Source organism: Virgibacillus sp. L01, assembly GCF_052246775.1.
In the GTDB taxonomy this organism is placed as follows: Bacteria; Bacillota; Bacilli; order Bacillales; family Amphibacillaceae; genus Lentibacillus.
In genome coordinates, this window is record NZ_JBQQCP010000005.1 from 274,691 (window position 1) to 296,399 (window position 21,709).

At 34.2% G+C, this 21,709-nt stretch carries 19 protein-coding genes and 1 pseudogene; 4 read left to right on the plus strand and 16 right to left on the minus strand.

Annotated elements, in window-relative coordinates:
* Window positions 1–12: 12 nt before the first annotated feature.
* The 10 genes and pseudogenes from ACTWQM_RS11900 to ACTWQM_RS11945 form a co-directional block, all read right to left on the minus strand.
* Window positions 13–888, minus strand: coding sequence for a carbohydrate ABC transporter permease (locus ACTWQM_RS11900; protein WP_443258367.1), 876 nt, complete (start codon window positions 886–888; stop codon window positions 13–15).
* Between the two features lie 17 nt (window positions 889–905).
* Window positions 906–2,120 carry an ROK family protein gene (locus ACTWQM_RS11905; RefSeq protein ID WP_443258399.1) on the minus strand — a complete coding sequence of 405 codons (1,215 nt, stop codon included), beginning with the start codon at window positions 2,118–2,120 and terminating at the stop codon, window positions 906–908.
* 232 nt (window positions 2,121–2,352) lie between these two features.
* Complete coding sequence (locus ACTWQM_RS11910) at window positions 2,353–4,134, minus strand: glycoside hydrolase family 3 protein (protein WP_443258368.1); 1,782 nt, start codon at window positions 4,132–4,134, stop codon at window positions 2,353–2,355.
* 21 nt (window positions 4,135–4,155) lie between these two features.
* Window positions 4,156–5,013, minus strand: a complete 858-nt coding sequence (locus tag ACTWQM_RS11915) for an endonuclease/exonuclease/phosphatase family protein (protein ID WP_443258369.1) — start codon at window positions 5,011–5,013, stop codon at window positions 4,156–4,158.
* Window positions 5,014–5,285: 272 nt separating this feature from the next.
* Complete coding sequence (locus tag ACTWQM_RS11920) at window positions 5,286–6,512, minus strand: SGNH/GDSL hydrolase family protein (RefSeq protein WP_443258370.1); 1,227 nt, start codon at window positions 6,510–6,512, stop codon at window positions 5,286–5,288.
* A 132-nt stretch (window positions 6,513–6,644) separates the two neighbouring features.
* A pseudogene (locus tag ACTWQM_RS11925) lies at window positions 6,645–7,304 on the minus strand (MFS transporter); the annotation flags it as partial.
* Between the two features lie 651 nt (window positions 7,305–7,955).
* Complete coding sequence (locus ACTWQM_RS11930) at window positions 7,956–8,588, minus strand: type 1 glutamine amidotransferase family protein (protein ID WP_443258371.1); 633 nt, start codon at window positions 8,586–8,588, stop codon at window positions 7,956–7,958.
* A gap of 76 nt (window positions 8,589–8,664) precedes the next feature.
* On the minus strand, window positions 8,665–9,627 hold the full coding sequence (locus ACTWQM_RS11935; protein ID WP_443258372.1) for a helix-turn-helix transcriptional regulator: 963 nt from the start codon (window positions 9,625–9,627) through the stop codon (window positions 8,665–8,667).
* Window positions 9,628–9,690: 63 nt separating this feature from the next.
* Window positions 9,691–10,266 carry a recombinase family protein gene (locus tag ACTWQM_RS11940; protein WP_443258373.1) on the minus strand — a complete coding sequence of 192 codons (576 nt, stop codon included), beginning with the start codon at window positions 10,264–10,266 and terminating at the stop codon, window positions 9,691–9,693.
* Window positions 10,197–10,688, minus strand: a complete 492-nt coding sequence (locus tag ACTWQM_RS11945; protein WP_443258374.1) for an ImmA/IrrE family metallo-endopeptidase — start codon at window positions 10,686–10,688, stop codon at window positions 10,197–10,199. Before ACTWQM_RS11945 ends, ACTWQM_RS11940 begins: the two co-directional genes overlap by 70 nt.
* Before the next feature lie 303 nt (window positions 10,689–10,991).
* Between ACTWQM_RS11945 and ACTWQM_RS11950 the strand changes: the two genes are divergently transcribed.
* Genes ACTWQM_RS11950 through ACTWQM_RS11960 form a run of 3 tightly spaced genes read left to right on the plus strand, consistent with a single transcriptional unit; the run spans window position 10,992 to window position 11,907 of the window.
* Window positions 10,992–11,282 carry a hypothetical protein gene (locus ACTWQM_RS11950; protein WP_443258375.1) on the plus strand — a complete coding sequence of 97 codons (291 nt, stop codon included), beginning with the start codon at window positions 10,992–10,994 and terminating at the stop codon, window positions 11,280–11,282.
* Window positions 11,283–11,289: 7 nt separating this feature from the next.
* Window positions 11,290–11,610, plus strand: coding sequence for a hypothetical protein (locus tag ACTWQM_RS11955; protein ID WP_443258376.1), 321 nt, complete (start codon window positions 11,290–11,292; stop codon window positions 11,608–11,610).
* A 30-nt stretch (window positions 11,611–11,640) separates the two neighbouring features.
* Window positions 11,641–11,907 (plus strand): hypothetical protein, encoded by a 267-nt coding sequence (locus ACTWQM_RS11960; RefSeq protein ID WP_443258377.1) that lies wholly within the window; start codon window positions 11,641–11,643, stop codon window positions 11,905–11,907.
* 108 nt (window positions 11,908–12,015) lie between these two features.
* Here ACTWQM_RS11960 and ACTWQM_RS11965 read toward each other — a convergent pair whose 3' ends face one another.
* The 3 genes from ACTWQM_RS11965 to ACTWQM_RS11975 form a co-directional block, all read right to left on the minus strand.
* On the minus strand, window positions 12,016–12,147 hold the full coding sequence (locus ACTWQM_RS11965) for a hypothetical protein (RefSeq protein ID WP_443258378.1): 132 nt from the start codon (window positions 12,145–12,147) through the stop codon (window positions 12,016–12,018).
* 1,204 nt (window positions 12,148–13,351) lie between these two features.
* The gene (locus tag ACTWQM_RS11970; protein ID WP_443258379.1) at window positions 13,352–17,392 is read right to left on the minus strand and encodes a YobI family P-loop NTPase; all 4,041 of its coding nucleotides are present in this window, start codon (window positions 17,390–17,392) and stop codon (window positions 13,352–13,354) included.
* Between the two features lie 681 nt (window positions 17,393–18,073).
* Window positions 18,074–19,210 (minus strand): hypothetical protein, encoded by a 1,137-nt coding sequence (locus tag ACTWQM_RS11975; RefSeq protein WP_443258380.1) that lies wholly within the window; start codon window positions 19,208–19,210, stop codon window positions 18,074–18,076.
* A gap of 129 nt (window positions 19,211–19,339) precedes the next feature.
* Between ACTWQM_RS11975 and ACTWQM_RS11980 the strand changes: the two genes are divergently transcribed.
* On the plus strand, window positions 19,340–19,582 hold the full coding sequence (locus ACTWQM_RS11980; RefSeq protein ID WP_443258381.1) for a hypothetical protein: 243 nt from the start codon (window positions 19,340–19,342) through the stop codon (window positions 19,580–19,582).
* A gap of 139 nt (window positions 19,583–19,721) precedes the next feature.
* On the opposite strand, the gene ACTWQM_RS11985 is transcribed toward ACTWQM_RS11980, so the two are convergent.
* The 3 genes from ACTWQM_RS11985 to ACTWQM_RS11995 form a co-directional block, all read right to left on the minus strand.
* Window positions 19,722–20,204 (minus strand): lipoprotein, encoded by a 483-nt coding sequence (locus tag ACTWQM_RS11985; protein ID WP_443258382.1) that lies wholly within the window; start codon window positions 20,202–20,204, stop codon window positions 19,722–19,724.
* A gap of 167 nt (window positions 20,205–20,371) precedes the next feature.
* A complete protein-coding gene (locus ACTWQM_RS11990; RefSeq protein WP_443258383.1) occupies window positions 20,372–20,650 on the minus strand; it encodes a hypothetical protein in 279 nt (92 codons plus the stop codon).
* A gap of 266 nt (window positions 20,651–20,916) precedes the next feature.
* On the minus strand, window positions 20,917–21,363 hold the full coding sequence (locus ACTWQM_RS11995) for a hypothetical protein (protein WP_443258384.1): 447 nt from the start codon (window positions 21,361–21,363) through the stop codon (window positions 20,917–20,919).
* Window positions 21,364–21,709: the final 346 nt, after the last annotated feature.

Below are 21,709 nucleotides of genomic sequence, written 5' to 3' on the forward strand. Positions count from 1 at the left end.
CTACTGTCACCGCTAATTCGCCCCCTTATCCTGAACCTTCATTTGAATCCAAGTAAACAGGAAAATAACTAGAAAGAGTACCCAACTCATTGCAGAAGCGTATCCCATTTCGAAATAACGAAAAGCATGATTATAAATATTTTGAACCATAACAATCGTAGAACCCCCAGGACCACCACCTGTCATGATCATCACCTGGTCAAATACTTGAAATGAGTTAATTAGTGAGATAATAGTCACAAAGAATGTCGTAGGTGCTAAAAGTGGTATCGTGATATTCCATAATTCTCGAATTTTACTGGCACCATCAATGGAAGCGGCTTCATAATAAGTCGGAGAAATGTTTTGCAGCCCTCCTAGAAATAGAACCATTACAAAACCGATATCTTTCCAGGCACTTGCAAGGATAATTCCTATCATGGCCGTACTAGGATCATTCAACCACTGAGGACCAGCAATACCAATCGTAGACAACAAATAGTTAATCAATCCATATTCCGGGTTGTATAACCATTTCCATACTAAAGATACAGCTACCCAACTTGTGATCACTGGTAAGAAAAAAGTTGCCCTGAAAAAGGCACGAAATTTCATTTTCTGGTTAAGTAACAATGCAGAAGCAAGACCAAAAATAAGAACGAGTGGTAAATAACCAAGTATAAATAAAATAGTATTACGGAATGAAACCCAAAACTCCGAATCCTGTACTAATCGAACATAGTTCTCCAGTCCAGTAAACGTCATAGTGCCCAGTAAATCCCAATCTGTAAAACTAATAACCAATGAAGAAATAATAGGTGCACCAATGAATGTTAAAAATCCTATCAAATTTGGCAGGAGAAATACACATAACCAGAAGGTTGTTTTTTTCTTTGTCATTCCCACCATGTCTAGCACCCCCTTAATCAGAGTTTAGCAATTGGCTCATATATAGGTTCCTGAAAAATCTCATTGATGGCTAGTAGTGCTCCACCTGTAAACCATGCGTCCTCTTTCAACTTTGAGAAAACGAGTTCTGTTTCAATATTCACTTTTTCAAAAAAGTTATCATTAGCAATAGCGTAGACATCTTTCTCAAATAAATGGCTATATTTCACACCTTCTCCAACGATAATAATTTTGTCTGGATTGAAGGTGTTTATCAGATTTTTCAAACCGTATCCAAGATACTTTCCCATTTCTTTCATTAAATTTATAGCGTAAGAATCGCCATCTTCTGCAGTTTTTGCTACTTCCGAAAATCGAAAGTCCGCTAAATCTGAATCTGGATAATCTATTAAACCTTCAAGCCCTTTGTTTTCAAAGTAAAATTCAGAAGCATACATTTCCAGACAGCCATTTTGACCACAATGACAAGGATATCCGTCAATAACAAGATTCGTGTGGCCAAATTCTCCTGCACCGCCAACAGAACCATAATAAATTTTACGATTAATCACGACTGACAACCCAAGTCCAGCACCGATGGAGACAACCAAGAAGTTATTACTACCTCTTCCTTCTCCTTTTTCCATCTCCGCCAAGGTATATCCATTAATGTTGTTATCAACAAAAATTTGAACATCAGGAAAAAGTTCCTTCACCATGTTCGTAATTGGTATGTTCTCCCATCCCAACATGGATGACCGCAAAATACTTCCATCATGTTGATTTACTAATCCTGAAGATAATATTCCGATACCTAAAAGAAGAGAAATGTCGCGTTTTTCCTCTGAAAAAATCTGGTGGATTTCTCTTTCAATAATTGAAACAACTTTATTAGGAGACGTTTTCTTCTGAAAAGAAGCATATCTCTTAGATAATATTTCCCCCTCCATATTTGTAAGCGCTGTTAATATTTGTGTCTCTTCAATCTTGACACTTACAATAGATCCATGATCTTTATTAAACCTAAGTAATTTTGCTTTTCTTCCACCCGTTGAGTCCGCCTCTCCTATCTCATAAATTAAACTTTGGGTTTTCAGCTCTTCCATAATATAAGAGAGAGTAGATACTCCTAAATCACATTGTTTTGATATCTCTGCTCTACTGATAGGTTGTTGTTGTCTAATAATATTTAACACTTTAAACCTATTAATCTCTTTAATAAGCTCTTTACTACCACTTCTTAAAGCACGCATCTTATTCACTCCAATACTGCTGCATACTTACTTTTTTCATTGAACGAATTAAGTATGATTACACTATACATTATGAGTAATAAAAACACAAGATATTTTTTGATTTTTTAAATTATTCATATATATAACCAAAAAAAATGACCATCAAATTACAGTGATGATCATTTTAAAATAAATTATTAATGTTGGTATAGGTAACGGAACCTTTATTGCTATAGTAAGCCCTATTCAGTTAATAACTGAGGTAATCCCCAAACTCATACAGTTCCGGAATTGTTACCGGTAATTTCCCTTCTGGATTAACCTCACCACTTAGCACTCTGGCTAGTGCTTCGATAGATACGTCACGGTTACCGTACGTAGCTAAGTAGCCATTCACCTCTGGAAACGCCATTATGTCATATGGATTACGAACCGCTGTTACGATGACTGGCTTACCTGTTTCCATTAGGGATTCTACTAAACGCTGTTGGGCATTGTTCGTATTGGCAGTATACGTTGTCACAATAACTTTATCAGCATCCGCTGCTCTTGATGTTGCCTCAGCGATTTGATTTGAGCTTGGACTTGTGTTTGTTGCGTAATCACTAGAATCGTACCCTTTTTCCCTAAGCAGATCAGAGAGGTAATCAGGATCTCCTGCAGATGGCCCTGTTATAAATAAACTGCCGTCATCCTGCAAAGGCAGTAAATTGTTTTCATTTTTAACAAGTGTAATACTTTTGTTTGCAATTTCGGTTGCTTTTGCCAAATTTTCTTCTGTACCAATGTTTTCAACTTCACTTGGATCTGTGTACGTGTCTCCGAATAGTCCCTTCTCCATTTTGGCTTTCAGTATTCTATACACGGATTCATTCACACGATCCTCACTAATCTCTCCACTTTGAACTGCTTCTAACACTGAATTATAAGCCACTTCCACGTTAGGTGGGTTTAGTAAAATATCGTTTCCTGCCTTAAATGCTTCTACAGCAACACGGTCTGGTTCAACGACATTGGCACCTGACATGCCTAAGCTGTCGGTAACAATCAATCCCTCAAAACCCATTTCCTCACGTAAAAGTCCTTGTAAAATTGGCTTGGATAGCGTTGCTGGCAGGCCTGAATCATCAAGTGCCGGAACAACGATATGGGCTGTCATTATTGCATCTATACCATTTTCAATTGCTGCTTGAAATGGCTTTAAGTCAACATTATGCAGCGTCTCTAAGTCATGGTTAATAATCGGCAATCCATAATGAGAATCAACATTTGTATCTCCATGACCAGGGAAATGCTTAGCTGTTGGGATGACACTTTGATCTTCATATGCCTGCACCTGGGCAACTGTTAAATCTGAAACGAGATCGGGATCTTCACTGAATGAGCGAACACCGATAACCGGATTCTCCGGGTTAACGTTCACATCTGCTACTGGGGCAAAGTTCATGTTAATACCAAGACTGCTTAATTCCTCGCCCATAATAGCTGCAGATTGTGCTGCATATTCGGTAGACCTCGTGGCTCCAAGTGCCATATTTCCAGGAAACACTGTACCAGGACTTGTAATCCGCTGTACAATTCCACCTTCCTGGTCCGTCGAAACAAATAATGGAATTGGCATACGCTGATCCATCGCGATATCTTGTAGACCATTTGATAGCGCATTAACCTGTGTTGTATCAATCGGTGTTCCAATATTACCTGTCCAATTGAAATAGATTACACCACCAATATGATATTTTTCAATCGCCTTTTCAAAATTCTTAGCTCCTCGGTTCATCCGTAAGTTTGTGTCTTCATAATTAGGATCTGTCGGGGTTTTACCGTACATATGAATGACAAATAACTGGCCAATTTTTTCTTCCAATGTCATATGGTTTATTTTGTTAACAATCCAGCCATGTTTGACTTTTTCACCATCACCCCAGCCAGGATGGGTTGGATCGTCCCAGCCATTTGCAAAACTCGTCATTGGTAAACTCATTAAAATAAGCAAGAAACTGGAAAGAATCGCAAACAATCGTTTCTTCATTAAAATTTCACTCCTTTTAATCTAGTTATCTCGTGTTAAGAGTACCTCTGTCATTACCGGTAAGTGATCAGATGCTTCAGTGTCTATCACTTGGGTGTTTGTCGGGCTTAGATCTTGGGATGTGAAAATATAATCAATACGTTTTTCTGGTGAAGTCTCTGGGTAGGTATAGCCATCTCCACTTCCTGCTTCATTCCATGCATCATTGAACCTATTGAAAAGCGGCTGCAGCTCAGGAGCATCAGGTGTTGCGTTCATATCACCGACTAGAAAGGTATTTTTTTGTTCGGAAATAATGCTGAGCATATCGTCTACTTGCATTTCTCGAATATACGGGTCTCCACGGTAATCCAGGTGTGTTACATACAAGGAAACGTTGATCCCTTTGACGTTTATCGAAACACCAGGAAATCCAGGAGCAGGACTTGGTTCAGGCACAGCATCTTGTGTCGAGAGTCTTGTTATTTCGTAATTTTCAGAATTGATAATAGGGTATTTACTTAAAACTGCTAGTCCATATTTTCTTCTTGGGTCTTCTTCATTTAGTGGATCTTGATTATAAATTGGGGCAAAGAAGGCATGCATATCTAACTTTTCGGCAAGGTATTCAACTTGATCCTCAAAGTTACTGCGATACCCCCAATTGACATCCACTTCCTGCAATCCAATTACATCTGCTCCAGAACTTCGAATTGTTTCGGCAGTATGATCGATATCGTACAATCCGTCACTTCCAATCCCTGCATGAATGTTAAAGGTCATTACGTTCAGTGTTATGTCTTGGTGTTTGTCGGGGTCTTTCTCAGAAGCTGCTGTGGTCATCGGTGAAATTAGAATCATTAGAAGAGCAATGAAAATTACAATAGCCTTGTTCTTCATTATCTAACCTCCTTATATAACTCTATTATGTTTGTTCTCCTCCTTTCCAAACTATTAACTCTATCAAGTTAATAGTAGCTTCTAGAAGATAGCCTGTATATAGTACGATGGAATTATTATTTAATAATTCTGAATAAACAGAGTAGATATTACCTATTTACCCCACGTAACTTTTGGCTCATGTTTTAGCCTATGTTGCACTTATGCAGTAGAAATGTTTTATATACTGCTAAAAAAAAAAGCCGGGGTAAGCACTCCGACTTTACAAATAGCTATTTGAACATGGAAAGGTCAACTGAATCAGCCATTTTCTTATAACCTAAATCATTAGGGTGCAAGTGATCCCCAGCATCATATTTGGGAAGATAACGTTCAGGTTCTTCTGGATCCCTTAGTGCTTTGTCAAAATCAATTACTCCATCAAACTCGCCACTTGTCCTAATCCAGTCATTTACCTCCTGACGCGTTTTCTCTTTTTTTGAAGTATACATTCCCGAACCTTTAAAGGGCGTTAACGTACCACCATAAATTTTAAGTCCTTGTCCATGGACAGAATTGATAACCTGCCTCATTCGTTCAATAATTTTATCCGCATCATATTCCGGATAATGTCGAATATCATTTAATCCTTGATTTAGGATTACTGCCTTAACTCCTGTTTGGCTAAAAACATCTCGTTCTAGCCTCGCTAATGCATTCTCACCTTTATCAGAATGACTGTTTATTAATTGATTAGCAGAGATTCCTGCGTTCAATACAGACATTTTGACATCAGAACTATCCTGATTAAATCGTTTCGCTAAATAATCAGGCCATCGGTGATTGGCATTTACTGTCGAGTGATTTCCATTCGCAATAGAACTTCCCACTACAACAAGCGAACCTTTTACGGATGAATCGGCTACAACATCCACTCCATCTAACCAAAACCATGCTTCTTCTTTTGTTTTAAATGCTGAAGAACCAGAATCTGAAACATGATTCCCAGTTGAAATATACGTGGTTTGCATGGAATGCGGGTGCCATGTAGCTGGACCAGTTTTATCCTTAACATAAACACTTACTGCCAAATTCTTTTCACTATTTACTTTAAGAGGAATAGGATCACTAAATTCTTTCTCACCAGAGGGAATGGTTACCTTTTCATCGCCTCCAAATGTGACCTTTTGGTCTGTACCAGGAATAATCTCAGATCCATTTTTGGTAATCGCTACATGTACCTCGTCGATAGTTAGCGGGTCCAAACCAAATGTATTAGATACGCGGATGCGCATTTTTTCACCGTCTATATGAGGTCGGAGAATTAATCGTATGGTTTGATTTTCAAATCCTTTATGAGAAACTCCATCTTCACCAGGTGATTGCATACTTGCAGTCCAAGCACCTACCCACTCACCCTTACTTGAGTTTTTTTCGTTTGAAGATCCCCATCCCTTTAAACCGTAGATGCTGAAGAATATTATAATGGTAATGAAAATAACATATAATAGACGCCTCATGATTTTCTCGCCCTTCATGCTGATGTCGATAGGTTGCTGCACCTTATAATATTTTATTCGAAAAGTGGGGTCCTTTTCTTAACGTTAAATGATCTTTTTCCTAACATTATCGGCTTTTTTTACTAAGAATGATTAGTTAGTTCTATGTGCTACCTTATCGTTGCTTTCTCTACGTAAAACCATCAAAACAACAGGAACAAGAATTAATGAAAGCACACCACTGCCAAGAGATAATGCAGTAAAGCTGGAGTTAACTACAACAATACCTGATAAAGCTCCACCTGCAGCCCCTGAAAGTGCGATTAAAACATCTACTTTTCCTTGTATCTTGGCACGGTTTGTTGGTGTTGTTGCATCTACGATAAGTGCAGTTCCGCTGATCAAGCCAAAATTCCACCCTAATCCTAATAAGGCTAATGCGATCGTTAACATGACTAAAGAATCAGTTGGCGCGTAAGCAGCTATTATACCAGCCAATAGTAACGTAAATCCTGACGCTCCCGCCATCACTTTACGTCCAACCTTATCAACAAGTATTCCTGTTACAAGTGAAGGAAGATACATTGCTCCTATATGAATCCCAATTATTAGCCCCACTTCTCTTAATCCATGACCATGGTCTCCCATATGCACAGGGGTCATCGTCATAACCGCAACCATGACTATTTGGGTTAAAACCATTACGGTAGCGCCAACAATAATGACTTGCTGATTTATTTTAGGTGTTTCGACTTTATTTTCAGTAATTTTACTTTCATTCTGCTGATCTTTTAGCGCAAGTGCTTCAGCAACTTAGTTCTTCCCTGGGCGATCAGAACAGAGAAAGGAATTGGAGAAAGAGGAGAGGTAGACTTTCTCGTTTCTTTCTCTCACACCTTTCCTCGAAACATGATTGAAAAGTGATTGGGTTTTGATTGAATTGTACTTGATTGAGTTCAGTGCTGATAATGAATTGAGGGTTTTCGAAGGCAAAGAAAAAAGACTGGTCCGTGATTGGATCCAGCCTGAATTTTGATTGATATTTGATTGAGTTTATTTGAGTAAGGAGTGGATGCTGATTGGTCGGTTTCTTCTCTTTTTTCTTCTCTTCTTACTCTTCTCATAAACCAACTTTGTTCCCTAAGGAAGAACTTTGTTACATAGGGAAGGACATTGATTTCGGGAAACAAATACTGTTCACGGACATTAATGTTGGTAACTACGGAATCCCTTAATATCAATGTTTTTTAGATATTGTAAATTTTTTCAACTTACATTAATGTTGGTAACTGAATTTCTTTTATAATAAATTGATGTACATTAATGTTAGTAACTAAAATAAATGAACTTCCTTGTATGGGGTAGCGTCAGGAAAATGCGGATTTACAACGATAAGGAAATTCCAAATTAAAAAGCCCAACTTCTCTACAAATCAAAATAGAGAAATTGAGCTTTTCAGTTACTTCATTTATTTATTGAATTCATTAACTGGAAGAAGTATTCAGGTTTATGAGTCTTATTTAGGTTATACCATGAATGTAATGCATCTGGTGTAAATACATCTATTTTTTTCAGTACCTCCATTGCAAATTCCAGAGGAGCTATTCCTGATGCAGTAACTAAATTTGCATCAGATACCGCAGATCCCAACTCATAGAACTTTTCTCCTTTATAGTTAGAACATACCATTTTAGTATATTCTAAGTTATTACTTGTATGCTTTCTAGTATCTAAGTATCCCATATTCGCGAGGCCCTCAGTTGCACCACAAATTGCAGCAACAATAGTGCCAAGCTTTAAAGCTTGGCCAATTCTTTCCAAGATAGGTTGATGAATTTCTTCACTCCAAGTAGTCCCTCCTGGTAAAATTAAAAGATCTTTACTCTCAAGAGTACATTCATCAAGGGAAATATCTGGTTTTATGCTCAGTCCTCCCATAGTAGTAATCATTTCTTTATTAGCTCCTACTGTAATTACTTTTAAAGGTGCTAAATCTTTTTTGAAATATCTTCCTGAGTTTAGTTCAGCAATTAAATATCCATATTCCCAGTCTGACATTGTATTAAATACATAAAGATAAACTTTTTTTGTTTGCATTAAATAACACTCCAATCCCAATTGATATACCTAGTATAATACAACTTCCCTGACAGCTAACGTCAGGGAAGTTGTATTATACTTGATGAAATTTTATTAATTCCGACAGAACTTCAATAAGTCTTTTCTTAAGACTTATTGGCTCAATAACTTGAATAGATTTACCATACGGTAAAAGTAAATATGGTACATATTTATGTATCATATCTTTTTCAAGAAAAAATACTGCTTGATTTGAAGTCCGTTCTTGTAAATAATGTCCTAAAAACCAATGTTGGCAAATATCATCCAACGCACTTGTATTTCCATTAATAACTAAAGAAATAATCCCTTCTTTTTCTTCTATAGTTGGAAGGAGGTTTTTCATAAAAAAGTCACGTGCTGAAAAATTTTCTGGCTGGTTAAACTTATTTTTGGTTAGCATTAGACTTTCAATTCGATCTACTCTAAAACTACGGATATCATTCCTGAGATGACAAAATCCAATCAAATACCACTTATTATTCCAATAAATAATTCTGTACGGATCAACCAATCTATACTTTGATTGCTCTTCGCCACTTTTATGATATAGAATTTTTATAGAGTATCCGTCAGCTACAGCCTGCTCCAACTCCTTCAAAAAAGGTTCCATAGCGAGGGAACTTAATCGACTTATTACTTCTAGACTATTTAAATGTTGATTTATCTTTGTTTCCTGTTCTTGATTCGAATATTTCCTTAGCTTTGAAATAGCCCTATTTAGTGCTTCACCACCATAATACCCGGCTTCTTCTGCAAAAATAGCAGCGTGAAATAGCGAGGTTTGCTCCTCTAAATCAAAAAAAAGAGGAGCTTCAATAAAATTGTTCAATAAAGTGTATCCACCATTATGTCCTGCGTCTGAAATTATAGGTACACCACTTATTGAAAGTGTATCAATATAACGATACACAGTCCTTATATTAATCTCTAACTTTTCCGAAAATTGTTTCGCAGTAATTTTTTCACCTGAACTAAGCATCCATAGAATTGCTAACATATTGTCAATTTTAGGCATATAATTCCACCTCTATATGAAATTTATTTTCTATTATATATTTCCGATTTTTGGTATAACTCATCAACTGTTCCTTTCCGATAGCATTCTATATAATGAGGCCCTAGACACATTTGTAATTTCACAAATTTGATTTACAGTCATATCTCCCTCTTTATAAAGCTTTACTGCATAATTCATTCCTGCATGATTTTTATGGTACTTCTTTAACGGACCTTTAAACTTTCCTTCTTTCTTAGCCAGTTCAATTCCTTCACGCTGCCGCATACGGGTAAGATCACGTTCTAATTGGTTTACACCCGCCATAACCGTAATTAAGAATTGGCTGTAGGGATTATCTTCTGATAAATCTAGCCATGTATCTTTTAAGGATTTTAAATTTGCCTTTTTACTCCGTATGTTATCGATTAATTCAAATAAATCTTGTGTACTACGAGTAATCCGAGTTAAGTCCGTAACATAAATGATGTCACCTTCTTGTATATCCTCTAACATTTTTTGAAGTTGCGCACGATCTTTTGTTGCTCCGGAAACTTTTTCTTCAAAAATAATATCCATTCCGATTTCGTTCAGTTGCTGAAATTGCCTTGAAGGATTCTGGCTAGTTGAACTGACACGTATATAACCGATTTTTCGCAAAATATCACTTGTTGACCGGAAGCCTCTTCTTTCGAATTGTGTATTGCCTTATTTTTGTCTACGTATAATAAATTTAAGTATTGCAGTCTTGTTGTTAAGGCGGATATTGAAACGTCAAAATTATCTTTAATCTCATATAAGTCTGCCCATTGAACTTTTCTATTTTGTTTCAACTTTTGTATGTATGAAATAATGAGCGTCTTTGGCATTAGTAGACTAGAAGTAAACATATCTGCCTGAATCTCTTCAGGCTGCTTATTATTTACGCTTCTACAGTAAAACACTTTGTTTTTACCAGTCATATCAAAACACAATTGCGTATCATCAATAGCGTGCATCACCCAATGCCCTAACTCATGAGCAAATGTGAAGTTCATTGTTCCTATTTTTTCCTCGAACAAACCTCGTTGGCTCTCATTCATAACAATTACTTTTTTTATTAGGAAAAATAGCTGCCATAACTGGTTCGCTTGGATTTAAATGATTGATATTTTCCCACAACTCAGGAAAAGCTAAATAAACAAAATAAAACAGGAGTCTTTTCACAAGAAAAGGCTCTTTTTTTGGATACATAGCAAATTTTTACTATAGAATAATTAAATATGAAACTCTTTACTCATTTTCAAAAAAATACAGGAGTTAGATGGCACTTTCGTGAATACATACAGTGAAGAATATGAATGGGGGGGGGGGGAAGAAGTGGTTAAAAAGATCGTTTTAGTGCTATGGGTCTCGCGCTTCTAGTGGGTTCACCGAGTTTTGTGATTGCGGCAGAATCTGAAAAGACATCAGATGTAGAGAGGTATAAGATGGTGGAGAAGTTCGACTTAAACACTGGTTATTCCATGAAAGCATCATTGAAAGAACTTGGTTATACAGAATCAGAAATCGTCGAGATGGAAGAAAACTTTAAAGAAATCGAACCGTTTTTTGGAACAAATGAAAATGGTGTTGTTACTTTTGATTCGGAAGCTGCACTTGCGAGTGGTGCCGACAATTGCGACAGTCAAAAGTGACTTTGAAATGTTTAAATCTAGCAATCGTGGTGTAGAATCTTTAAAGCTACAAAGCTGCCCAGGTATTTCGGGATATTATTTAGGACAGAACATTCTATTCCTGGATAATTGTATAACCAAAGATATAATTTGGTTCTTATTAGAAGGGGCGGCCTACTATTCCATAATGGGTCTTCTTGCATCAACGTTTGTCATGCCTGCTGGAATTACTGTAGGTGTTGCAGGTATTTTAGTTGGACTAGGTGCTGGTTATTTATCACTCTATAACAGAGGATATGGTTATTCCGTTTTTGTAACAAGAACACCAATGGAACTATACCCCCAATAATCAAATAATACAGCAGGAAGGATTGGGATAATGTCATTTAATCTATTAAGCAAACCTATCAAAATTGTGAATATCATACTTATTGCAGTTGCTATCATCAATTTTATTTTGTTGCTTTCGAACGGTGAAGGAAGCTATAAGATATACGGAATCACCATTAATTGGATTGTAGCAGTCGTTTTTATGATAAATGGTATAGATATTCATTATAAAAAACGGAGTTGGTCCATTTATGCAATGTTAGGATCGGTGATAGTAGCAGCACTAACTGTATGGCAAATGATGTTATTCTACTGATAATCCTCGACATGATTGCTGGCAATTACTATAAAATAAATAAAAAAGGCGAGAAGATATCTCCCACCTTTAATCACGCAGCATTCTTTGTTGCGTTTTTTCTTGCCTTTATACGTTTTTTACCCATTTTTCAATTGGAGGAAGGTCACGCTCTGATAAGTCAATACGTACACCTTTCTCTAACAATCTCACTTGCTTTGATTCCTGTTTCTCACGATCATCGATAAGCATATTCATCATTGGAAAAGTAATCAACCAATTAGACAGGCAATGCCGCCCAACCATTTGTAGCTTGAAATACCATCCCAATCCCTGATAATGAAATACAACATACCGAACAAAAACATCAAAAAAGCAATCATTGGTAAGTTTTTAAAGATAGAAATTCTAACCCTTTTCTACACCAACACACCTCCATTATTCATAGGATGTCGAACATACATTCGTTAAACTGCATAATAAGATGGCATCGGGTCTGTGGATTTCTGGGTTTCTTTTAGGTCAAGCATCTGTTATTTATATTCTTATCGTACTTGGTACAGAAACTTTAAACAATTGCTTAGATGTCTTACCCTGTTCTATCCCTTTGAATATTGCTTCTTGTTTAATACTATGTAACACTTTTATCCCCGATTCCTTACTGGTCGAATAATGACTATTTAGCAGTGGATATCGAATATCTAGTACTGTATTTGTATTGATATTTTATTGAAAAACCCGATGAATAAATATTTAAAATACCATTGGATTACATAAATATTTTGCCTGCTGTTAAAGAAAACCAACTTTAAGGTAGAGAGATAAATATATTGAAGAGATAATGAACTTCTTCCTTTCTTTTTTCATTCATTTTTTCTATTATGTTACCAGGTAACTTTTATCTTCCCTCACAAAATCCCCCTCAATCCCTTGCCACACCTATCTCTAACACGCTTTTCCCTTTTTCTGTAATGGAACTAAGTTCTTCCCTGAAACCGCCCATTTTGCTGCCTGAAATTAGGTGGTGTTGGATTGGAAAAGGTAAGAAAGTTCTTCCCTGGCGATCAGAACAGAGAAAGGAATTGGAGAATGAGGAGAGGAAGACCTTCTCGTTTCTTTCACACTTCTTCCTCTAAAGTAATGTATTGAAAAATTGCTGGATAAGGATTGAAAAGAGGGTGCTTGAAAGTTGATTAAGTTCAGTGCTGATAATAGATTGAGGATTTTCGAAGGTAAAGAAAAAAGACTGGTCCGTGATTGGATCCAGCCTGAAATTTCATTGATATTTGTTTGAATTTAATTGGGTTATGAATAGATGTTGCTTGGTTGGTTCTCCTCGTTCTTCTTCTGTTTTCATCCTTCTCACATACCAACTTTGTTACATAAGGAAGAACTTTGTTACACAGGGAAGGACATTGTTTTCGGGAAACATAATAGATACAGGATAATGAAACAGAATAAGAATTCATTTATTCGAATACGTTTCCTTTTTTCTCTGCTTATTTCTGATCAAGTAATAATTATCTTCTTCTTTTTTATCATAGGAAGAAATCACCTGTAATGGATCTAAATACGACAACAAATCATCAACGTTTGGGTCAACTGAGTCAATTTTGTAGTGTTTACCATTTGGTTTTATTTTATTAAAAGGATGTGGCAATTTTTCAAGCAATGAATATATCTTACTGCGTTTTAAATCTTTATACCTTAAATACTCCAATAGAAACCTTGAAGCATCTTCAAGGGGCAAAGCGGTTATAATGCTACGTATTGTATCATCACTGAGAATATTAAAAACTTGATCTGAGTCTTCTTCCAGATAGTCATATATTTTAAGTGCAATATCTGATGTTACCTCAAAATCATTCTGATATTTCTCGGTAATCATTAAGCTCAGTTTGGAGTTTTTAGAATCCCTAATCAATCCCTTAAATAATTTTTGATCCATTGAAACATTTTCGATTTCATCGTGATTTTCCAACAAATATTTACTTGCTGTATCAATTTCACCAGACCTCAGATTTGTAAACAATCTAACATCCCATGGTACTTGATATTCATTAATATAATCTGTGACTTGATTATCGAAACCTGATGACCTTAACAATAGTATACATTCAATTAGAACTTCCTCTTTCTCTGGTTCGTTACGTAATGTATCTAACATAACCTCATCAAAAATTAACATATCCCTTTCATGTATTGAGGTAAGCTCTTGCACATCTATTTTCAATATGTTCTCTCTAATATACTTTTGAAGTAATTTGGAATCTAGGTTTTCAAGTCTCAATATGGCATCTAATAACTCCAAAGACCACTCCAACTCATTTTCTTCTATTAATTCTGTTATATCCATTTCAGCTTCTTGGACTTTATCTAACACAAACTTCTTTCTATGATATTCAGAACTTAGATCATTATATATTTTCACATTCCACACAAGTAGTTCATTTTCTATTAATAAATGGACAATTTCTTCACTTACTTTGGTATCTTCTTGTAAATTCACTGATATTGACAATCGCTCTATAAATTGATTAAATTTAGGGAGATTAGAAACATCCGAAAGTAATACTGAGTTCACAAAGTCATAGTAAATTCCTTCTTGTTCAAATTCCTCTTGAATTTCCTTAGTAGTGTTATTAACAAATACCATCAAATCATCTTCATTTGATAGTATATAATTAAGATTAAGTTCATTTTCGTTTCTTTCAAACTCTTTTTGACAATATCTAATGTTTGGCCAATCAAAGGTGAATTTTTTTTGTCTATACAACTCGTAAACCAGACTAAATGATTCAACCTCTGGCAACTTATGAACAATACCATTCCAATTTTCTATTAGTGATTGCACTGTAAAATCTTCTACTTCACTTGGTACATCTTCGTATAGATACTGTATGAAATTGACAAATACTCTTTCTGATTCAAGGTAGTTATCTTGCTTTAGCAGAACTTGAGTAATAAAAGTTTTTATATTGCTCATACAGTAATCTTTCACTTGAGGCTTGCTGTCGATTGTCTCTCTCGAAATAGTTTCTGTTCCAAATATTGTTCTTAAATTTTCAAGATTAATTTCATAAGCATTTATTGCGATAATCCTATCCATTACTGAGTCTATCATTTCAGACAAAGAACCAACCTTAACCTCTAGTTTTTCCAAGACCTCAAATAGGTTGTTTGAATCCGATATCTTCGCAACATCTAATTCATAAGATATAAAATCACGCAAATCATTCGAGCTATCAAGTGTTACTATTTTTTCAGCACTACCATTCTCCAACACTTTTATCACATAATGCTCTTTTTGTTCTTTTGATAAATCAAGTTCATCCACAACATTCCAAATATCAACCTTATTCAAAGATTTTTCTAGGAATTTCTGTGCTAAATTCCCTTTTGCATTTATTATTTCTGCTAATCCTTCTAATAAATCAATGTAATCTTCAAAATATTGATCTAAATCATGATACAGAAGCCCGATAATCTCAGCTAACTTTTCATTGTTTGTTACTGAATCATTTTTGAGCAAGAATTCTATTAGACTAAGGTTAAGTACCGCAATACTATTAATATCATCAACTCTAACTTTTTCTGCGACTTTACTTGGATTTTTCAAAGCTAGGTGTATATATCTTGATTCATATCCTAATTTAATTGACTTTATAAACTCATTATCCACCTTACTAATTGATCCTTCACGGAAGACAGTAAGATGTTCTTCATAAGATTCATTTAACCAATTATTTCGAATAAGAAGATATAGAAGTTTCTTATCCGAAAGATTAATGTGTAGTTCAATATCATCTTCGTTAATTAGTCTTGAAATTGACTTTGTTTGCACATGTTTGATTTTTTCTTTAAGTTCTTCTATTTTAAAATCTATTTCTTGTTGCTTTTCAATCAAGTTTTGTTCAAATTCCTCATACAGTTTAAGATAGTTAAAAGAATTTATAGTCACAAATTCATTCACATTTGAGTAATTTTCTTGTAAGGTATTTTGGTCTCTAAGATAAACCCCAAAATCTCCCTCAATACCTTTATCAAGGATATATTTGAAAGTTTGCTCCCCTATTTGCAAATAGTTATTGCTGTTCTGGAAACTTAAAAGCACATTATTTTCTTGTTTAATAATCTTATTTGGTAGTTTTCGTTTTTTAGCTAATAACATCGCAATATCTTGCTTATCGGTTATAATACTCCCAATCGCATTTACAGAAACATTTTTTAAATTTTGAATTTCACTCCGAAGATTCAGTACAATCTCGTCTTTTTTATTGAAAACATCATAAACAATACCTTTATTCTCTAACAAATTGGAATAATCCTCGGGGTAAATGTTCTTGTAAACAACAAAAGCAAAAAGGTGATTGTAAGTAATGCTAGAGTCTTGTAATCTATATCGGAAAATTTCAAACTCATTACAAATATTGATTAGAGTTCGCATATCATTAATGAACAAGGCTATATCCTCTATTAAAATCTTGCTGATTTTCTGATTACCTTCAGGCTCGCTATTTTCATTTTCTTGCCATAATCCATCTAACTTTTTTAAAAGCTCAGAGTCTGCATTTGAACTGTGCATAATTTTGACTGTAGGGATTATAAAATCAAAAAACTTTGTTCGATTATATATTGACTCAGTTTCATCACCATGGGTAAAGATGTCATCCTTTAGAGCATATATAAATTTTATATTTCTATCCTTTAAACTAGCTGAGCTATTTAAAATTGTATTCAAACCCCTAAGTCTTTCAAAAACCTTGATACTTTGAAATCTGTCTAAGTCTTCAAAAACTATGTAGCGATAGTGAGATTTTTTAAAAAGATATATAATTTCGTCCAAATAATGATTAAAGACAGTACTTCCATCTTTGAAATTAAACTCAATGTTAGTGTTACCAATTCCAAATCTAGTGATCCCCAATTTCCTGAAAACCATTAACAAAGTGTATATGATTATCCCATTTGCTACAATCAATAATGCTAAAATGATTATTGCTAAAGAAACCTCAGCAAATTTAGTTTCTGCACTTGTCATGAAATATGTATAGAGTTGATTTATCCATCCCTGGTTAATTGTTAGTAAATTTAAAACAAAAATAGAAAAAATTCCAAATAAAATACGGAAGACATACCAAAATGAAAGGTCGCTAATCTTCGTGAATTTCGAATTTGGAACTTGGTTTGAATCCACCTGATAAAACATTTGCTGAAGGATTTGTTGCTCTAACAGGTTTTGACCTTTTAACGATTCATCCAAGTTTTCTTGAGCAGCTTGAAAAGAAGCTATTGATACTCTCATCATTTTTTCCTTTTTTGCTTTATCTCTATCAAAATAAGCATCAATGATAGTGGTTTTTCCTGCTCCATAACCACCTGTAATAGCAATGTTCTTATTAACATCATTTTTTAACGCTTCATCTAATGCTATTAAGTAGACTTTCTCGCTATCGTTATCTAGCTTATTCTTAGCTGCCAAACTCTCGAGGACAAGCCGATCCATAACCATCACCCCTGAAATATATAGTCCTATAGACTCAAAATACTATATCTGTATTTTGTGATTCTTTGGGCAAGTATACCATTCAAGTCCCCACAAATGAACTAACAATGCAGAATAATGTAGATTTCATGCGGAAGTGTACAAACTTTATGTAATTACTCAGACTTGGTTCATATGTATTATATGATAAAGGAGGAGAAAGCCATGTTAATTAATGCTCCACTTATTTTCCTTTAGTTTTCACTAAATGACTTATTTGACATTTAACTTATTCATGAAATTGCATTATATTTTTGCATACCATAACACAATTAATTATTTTGTTTGATTCGTGACTTTTTAATGTGAGAGGCTATATTATCAAAATCACCATAAATAAACTTTTCATTTATTCAGATGAAATCAAGTTCTTTGTAGATTTTGTTTTTATTTTCAATAACGATGATAATGTCTGGCTATACTCTTTGTTATACAAAAATTTCGACATTATATACTTGTTCATTGTACGTTAAGTAGGTTTGATATATAAATAACCCTTAGCTTTTTTATCTAATTACCCCGTTAACTCAAAAACCTTTTGTCACTAGTTACTTTAAGTTTATTTATTCACAATCTTGTTGATTTGAAATATTTCTTAATTAAATCCCTACTTCAGGAAAGTTCCCCAATCTCTAAACGTATTCACATAAATAATTTAAGAAAAGTTGAAAAAGATTCCTGTATTTTTTGTTGATTTTCCTCACTAAATTGAAAATACAATGACGTTGAAGCAATAGAGGTTGCCACAACAGATAATATAACAGTGAAAAAAGTGAACCAAAATGTTCTTTTACGCAAAGAGTTATTGGTTTTAATTTCGAGTAATTTTACTGTATCGTCTATAATTTTGACAAAGTTTTGCGATAATGTGTTAGTCTTTTCAATAAGATAACTTGTATTATCCATAATTTTCTCTCCCCATGGGGTGTTTGAAAATCTTGGCCTAGCTGACTCAAAATCACTTAAAATATTAATAACATTCTTTCTTATTAATTCAAACTCATTTTCCCCCACTTCGTTCTTAAATCTTTTAAAAATTTGTAGGTTCCTTTCAATTTCATACCTAATATTTATTAGTTTCTTGTAATTCGGTCTTTCTTTCTTTATTGACCTAAATGTACCTTTTTGTTGTTTTGCAATTTTACCACTCAATCCAATAGTATAATTCTTCATGACTAAAATAGGGAGCAAGTACATTGCAAGTTCTTTTACAAAGTAAATTATTTGTATATCAAGTGTATGAAACATTTCCTCCTTTCGCACTTCCTTGTTACAAGTCAACTTAACGGAACTGTATGTATAATCTTCTTTTTCAGCAGCAAATAACTGCCAATAACCATCTTTTGAAATTTCATGGGAATGTATTTCTCCCATGCCAATAGAGTCCCAAAATTCATTCCGCTGTTCATTTTCATCATACTTGGCCTTACAAGAATTTTGTTTTATCTTGTACACCTCAATGCTTGGACAAATTAATTTATTTTTAAAAAAATACATATCAAAATATCCACTGAGCTCCTTTAAGGTACGCCATTTTAACTCCAACAATAAATCTTCGACCATTTGCTCTTTAACCCTTGTATTTGAATAAGTCCTGGAATTCCAAAAGGTTAAAGAGTTTTTTAATGTTGGGGTATATATTTTTTCTTCCTCTAAATTGTTTTCAATAACATGTTTATACTGTTCCAAAAATTTATCAGATGGATAAATAACGAACTCAAGAATTACTGAAGATGAAGAAATTTGTGTTCCACTTACCCCAATCGTTTCCCAAATCAACTTGATTAAGCTATATAGGTAAGATAAAGTACATTCTAATATACTAAAAAGAATTGAACGAATGTTGTTATAGTAATCTCTTTGAAGTCAGCAATGTTGTTACAGCAAAACTATTATAGGAGGAATAGCATGGAGAAGTTTATATATTTTAATGATACTGAACGACCCGTTACAATTCATCCTGCAACTGAGAAATATGGAGTCATATGTAAAGCCAACAAAATAAGTCCACTAGAAGAAAGAACATTTTACCTTCCAAACGAATCATATCCGCATGTTAAAATGTGGGATCATGGTTCAGAACATGGTCTTTGTATTTTAGTTACACCACTGTATCAGGACGAGGAAGAAAATATTAGAGAAAAAGAATGATGACAGGAAGGATTTTGAAAAACGGAAAGTAATAGAAAAAAAGATAAGTAGATTAGCTTCTTTCTAATATCTCTTGTTAAATTAAAGCACCCGTTAATTTAAGTGAAATTTTTCAAAACGATTTATAGGATATTACAAACTAATTATTTGTTCTCAATGTAGAAAGTGTATCCCATTCCACAACTTTTTCGTATTCTTCTCCATTTATTTCGTAAATGAATTTCAAGTTTTTTACGCTATTTTCCTTTACATTAACCAATCTTGTTTCCATTATCAAAGTCTGTTCTTCAGTAAGGTTATAACCCTTCACTTTATCTTTATCACCTATCTCATCTCTTCTATAAACACCCGTTTTTTTTAATGAGTCCCCTATATAAAAAGTAGCACTTATCCCTTTTTCAGCGGATAATTTCTCTCCTTGACTATTCACTATATGAATGGACTTTAACGTAGTTCCATCTTCCCCTTCCCATTCAAAAGGTGTTACTATAAAATATTGCGTGTTATTTTCAAATGCACTTAAAGATATATTTCCTAAGTTGAATTCTGCATTATCTCTCACCTCGTTTTGACACCCTGCTAATAACAATGCAATTAGTAAAACAAATAAAAACTTCTTCATCATATAGCCTCCTAATTTCAGTAAATATCTTTCACTAACCTGCCTCGTTAGTGGAACAAGGTTGGCATTTCCTTATTGAAGGAAAGCACCTGTTAGCATAGTAAGAAAAGAGTCTTTATTAGCCAAATTAGTTTTAAAATTCCCTTCTAGCCAAACCGTTTTGTTAATTAAATGCCGCCCAGCATAGCAACATAAATACCAATAATGGCGAGGATATAAATGATAACAAGACCTAAATATGAGTACATCACTATCTTTATCCATTTATTTAATCCTTTGTTTATAACAATAGCCCCAAGTAAAAAAACTATTGAACTTATAATAAAATAGTAATATCCACTACCAGTAATGGAAGGCATCAATGTGTTCATAATAGCAATTTCGTATCCAACTAGTAACGAAGAAATGGCTGAAAGGCAAGTCATAACTCCTACAATTTTATTCACTATATCTCCCCCTGTTGTTATTCTGTAAAAACTCTTAACTTCTTACAACATTTAAATAAACTGTTAAACCGAACATAGCTCCATAAAACACCGACATCTCAATTTATTATGATAATCCTTCTTAAAGTAATCTGCTCCAATAGTTGAACAAGAAATGCCTTTTCCTTATTGAAGTAAAGCACCCATTTGTAACACCGTCTAGAGTAATATTCAATATAAATTCCATATAATTACAAACTAATAAGTTTTGGATACATAACTGAAGATTAGTAAATTTTTTCGATAATTTTTTTAACTAATTTAGTTTTCATTTTTACGGACACCAATTGAATTATCATTTCACGATCATTGTGATTGGAATAAACAATACGTCCATTTTCTAATAATGCTAAATAAAAAATTGATTTTGTCGTTCTATTGTCTAAATCCTTTTGAGTTAAGAATGATAATATATATGCACCTTTCCCATTTAACTTCGATCTAATTTCTTTTTTCTGTTGATTTTCAGGGGTTTCTACTGAAACAGAATTAAGTAAATCTATGATTTTGTTTATCTTCTTTTTATCCCAGACTTTTTTATATTCAACATCCCCATCCAGTTTTTTCTGAACAAATAATTGAACATAGTCATTTTTTGGAATTAGTCTTGACTCCTCAAAACCACAACCACTACAAAATAGCACAAATATTAATATATATATAAATTTCCCCATCTTCTCACCGATATTTCACCCTCCTGAATTAACTTGTTTTTCTGTTCTCGGGATTTTTCTAATTTATAACCGACTTAATCATCTGTCTTTGACAAACCCCCTCCTTTAGATAATGCTCTTATTAAACGTAGAAAACGTAGAAAAGATAATTGGACCGCACTCTTTTACTAACCAGCTGCAATAGTTGAACAAGATATGCCTTTTCCATATTGAAGAAATGCACCCGTTCGTAATATAAGGTTATCCAGATTTTTCTGGTTGACCTTTTTTTATATGGTCTTATTATTACGGTAGTCGGGGTAGAACGTCGCACCCGTGGGACTAGATCCCGTCAACAAAACTGTTC

What these genes read in the sequence shown, in the direction of transcription:
- ACTWQM_RS11995 (WP_443258384.1), bottom strand. Translation starts at nt 21,363, where the DNA reads ATGGGGAAATTTATATATATATTAATATTTGTGCTATTTTGTAGTGGT.
- ACTWQM_RS11915 (WP_443258369.1), bottom strand. Translation starts at nt 5,013, where the DNA reads ATGAAGAACAAGGCTATTGTAATTTTCATTGCTCTTCTAATGATTCTA.
- ACTWQM_RS11960 (WP_443258377.1), top strand. Translation starts at nt 11,641, where the DNA reads ATGTCATTTAATCTATTAAGCAAACCTATCAAAATTGTGAATATCATA.
- ACTWQM_RS11900 (WP_443258367.1), bottom strand. Translation starts at nt 888, where the DNA reads ATGGTGGGAATGACAAAGAAAAAAACAACCTTCTGGTTATGTGTATTT.
- ACTWQM_RS11920 (WP_443258370.1), bottom strand. Translation starts at nt 6,512, where the DNA reads ATGAGGCGTCTATTATATGTTATTTTCATTACCATTATAATATTCTTC.
- ACTWQM_RS11910 (WP_443258368.1), bottom strand. Translation starts at nt 4,134, where the DNA reads ATGAAGAAACGATTGTTTGCGATTCTTTCCAGTTTCTTGCTTATTTTA.
- ACTWQM_RS11935 (WP_443258372.1), bottom strand. Translation starts at nt 9,627, where the DNA reads ATGCCTAAAATTGACAATATGTTAGCAATTCTATGGATGCTTAGTTCA.
- ACTWQM_RS11965 (WP_443258378.1), bottom strand. Translation starts at nt 12,147, where the DNA reads ATGATGAATATGCTTATCGATGATCGTGAGAAACAGGAATCAAAGCAA.
- ACTWQM_RS11985 (WP_443258382.1), bottom strand. Translation starts at nt 20,204, where the DNA reads ATGAAGAAGTTTTTATTTGTTTTACTAATTGCATTGTTATTAGCAGGG.
- ACTWQM_RS11955 (WP_443258376.1), top strand. Translation starts at nt 11,290, where the DNA reads ATGTTTAAATCTAGCAATCGTGGTGTAGAATCTTTAAAGCTACAAAGC.
- ACTWQM_RS11905 (WP_443258399.1), bottom strand. Translation starts at nt 2,120, where the DNA reads ATGCGTGCTTTAAGAAGTGGTAGTAAAGAGCTTATTAAAGAGATTAAT.
- ACTWQM_RS11950 (WP_443258375.1), top strand. Translation starts at nt 10,992, where the DNA reads ATGGGTCTCGCGCTTCTAGTGGGTTCACCGAGTTTTGTGATTGCGGCA.
- ACTWQM_RS11945 (WP_443258374.1), bottom strand. Translation starts at nt 10,688, where the DNA reads ATGAATGAGAGCCAACGAGGTTTGTTCGAGGAAAAAATAGGAACAATG.
- ACTWQM_RS11980 (WP_443258381.1), top strand. Translation starts at nt 19,340, where the DNA reads ATGGAGAAGTTTATATATTTTAATGATACTGAACGACCCGTTACAATT.
- ACTWQM_RS11970 (WP_443258379.1), bottom strand. Translation starts at nt 17,392, where the DNA reads ATGGATCGGCTTGTCCTCGAGAGTTTGGCAGCTAAGAATAAGCTAGAT.
- ACTWQM_RS11930 (WP_443258371.1), bottom strand. Translation starts at nt 8,588, where the DNA reads ATGCAAACAAAAAAAGTTTATCTTTATGTATTTAATACAATGTCAGAC.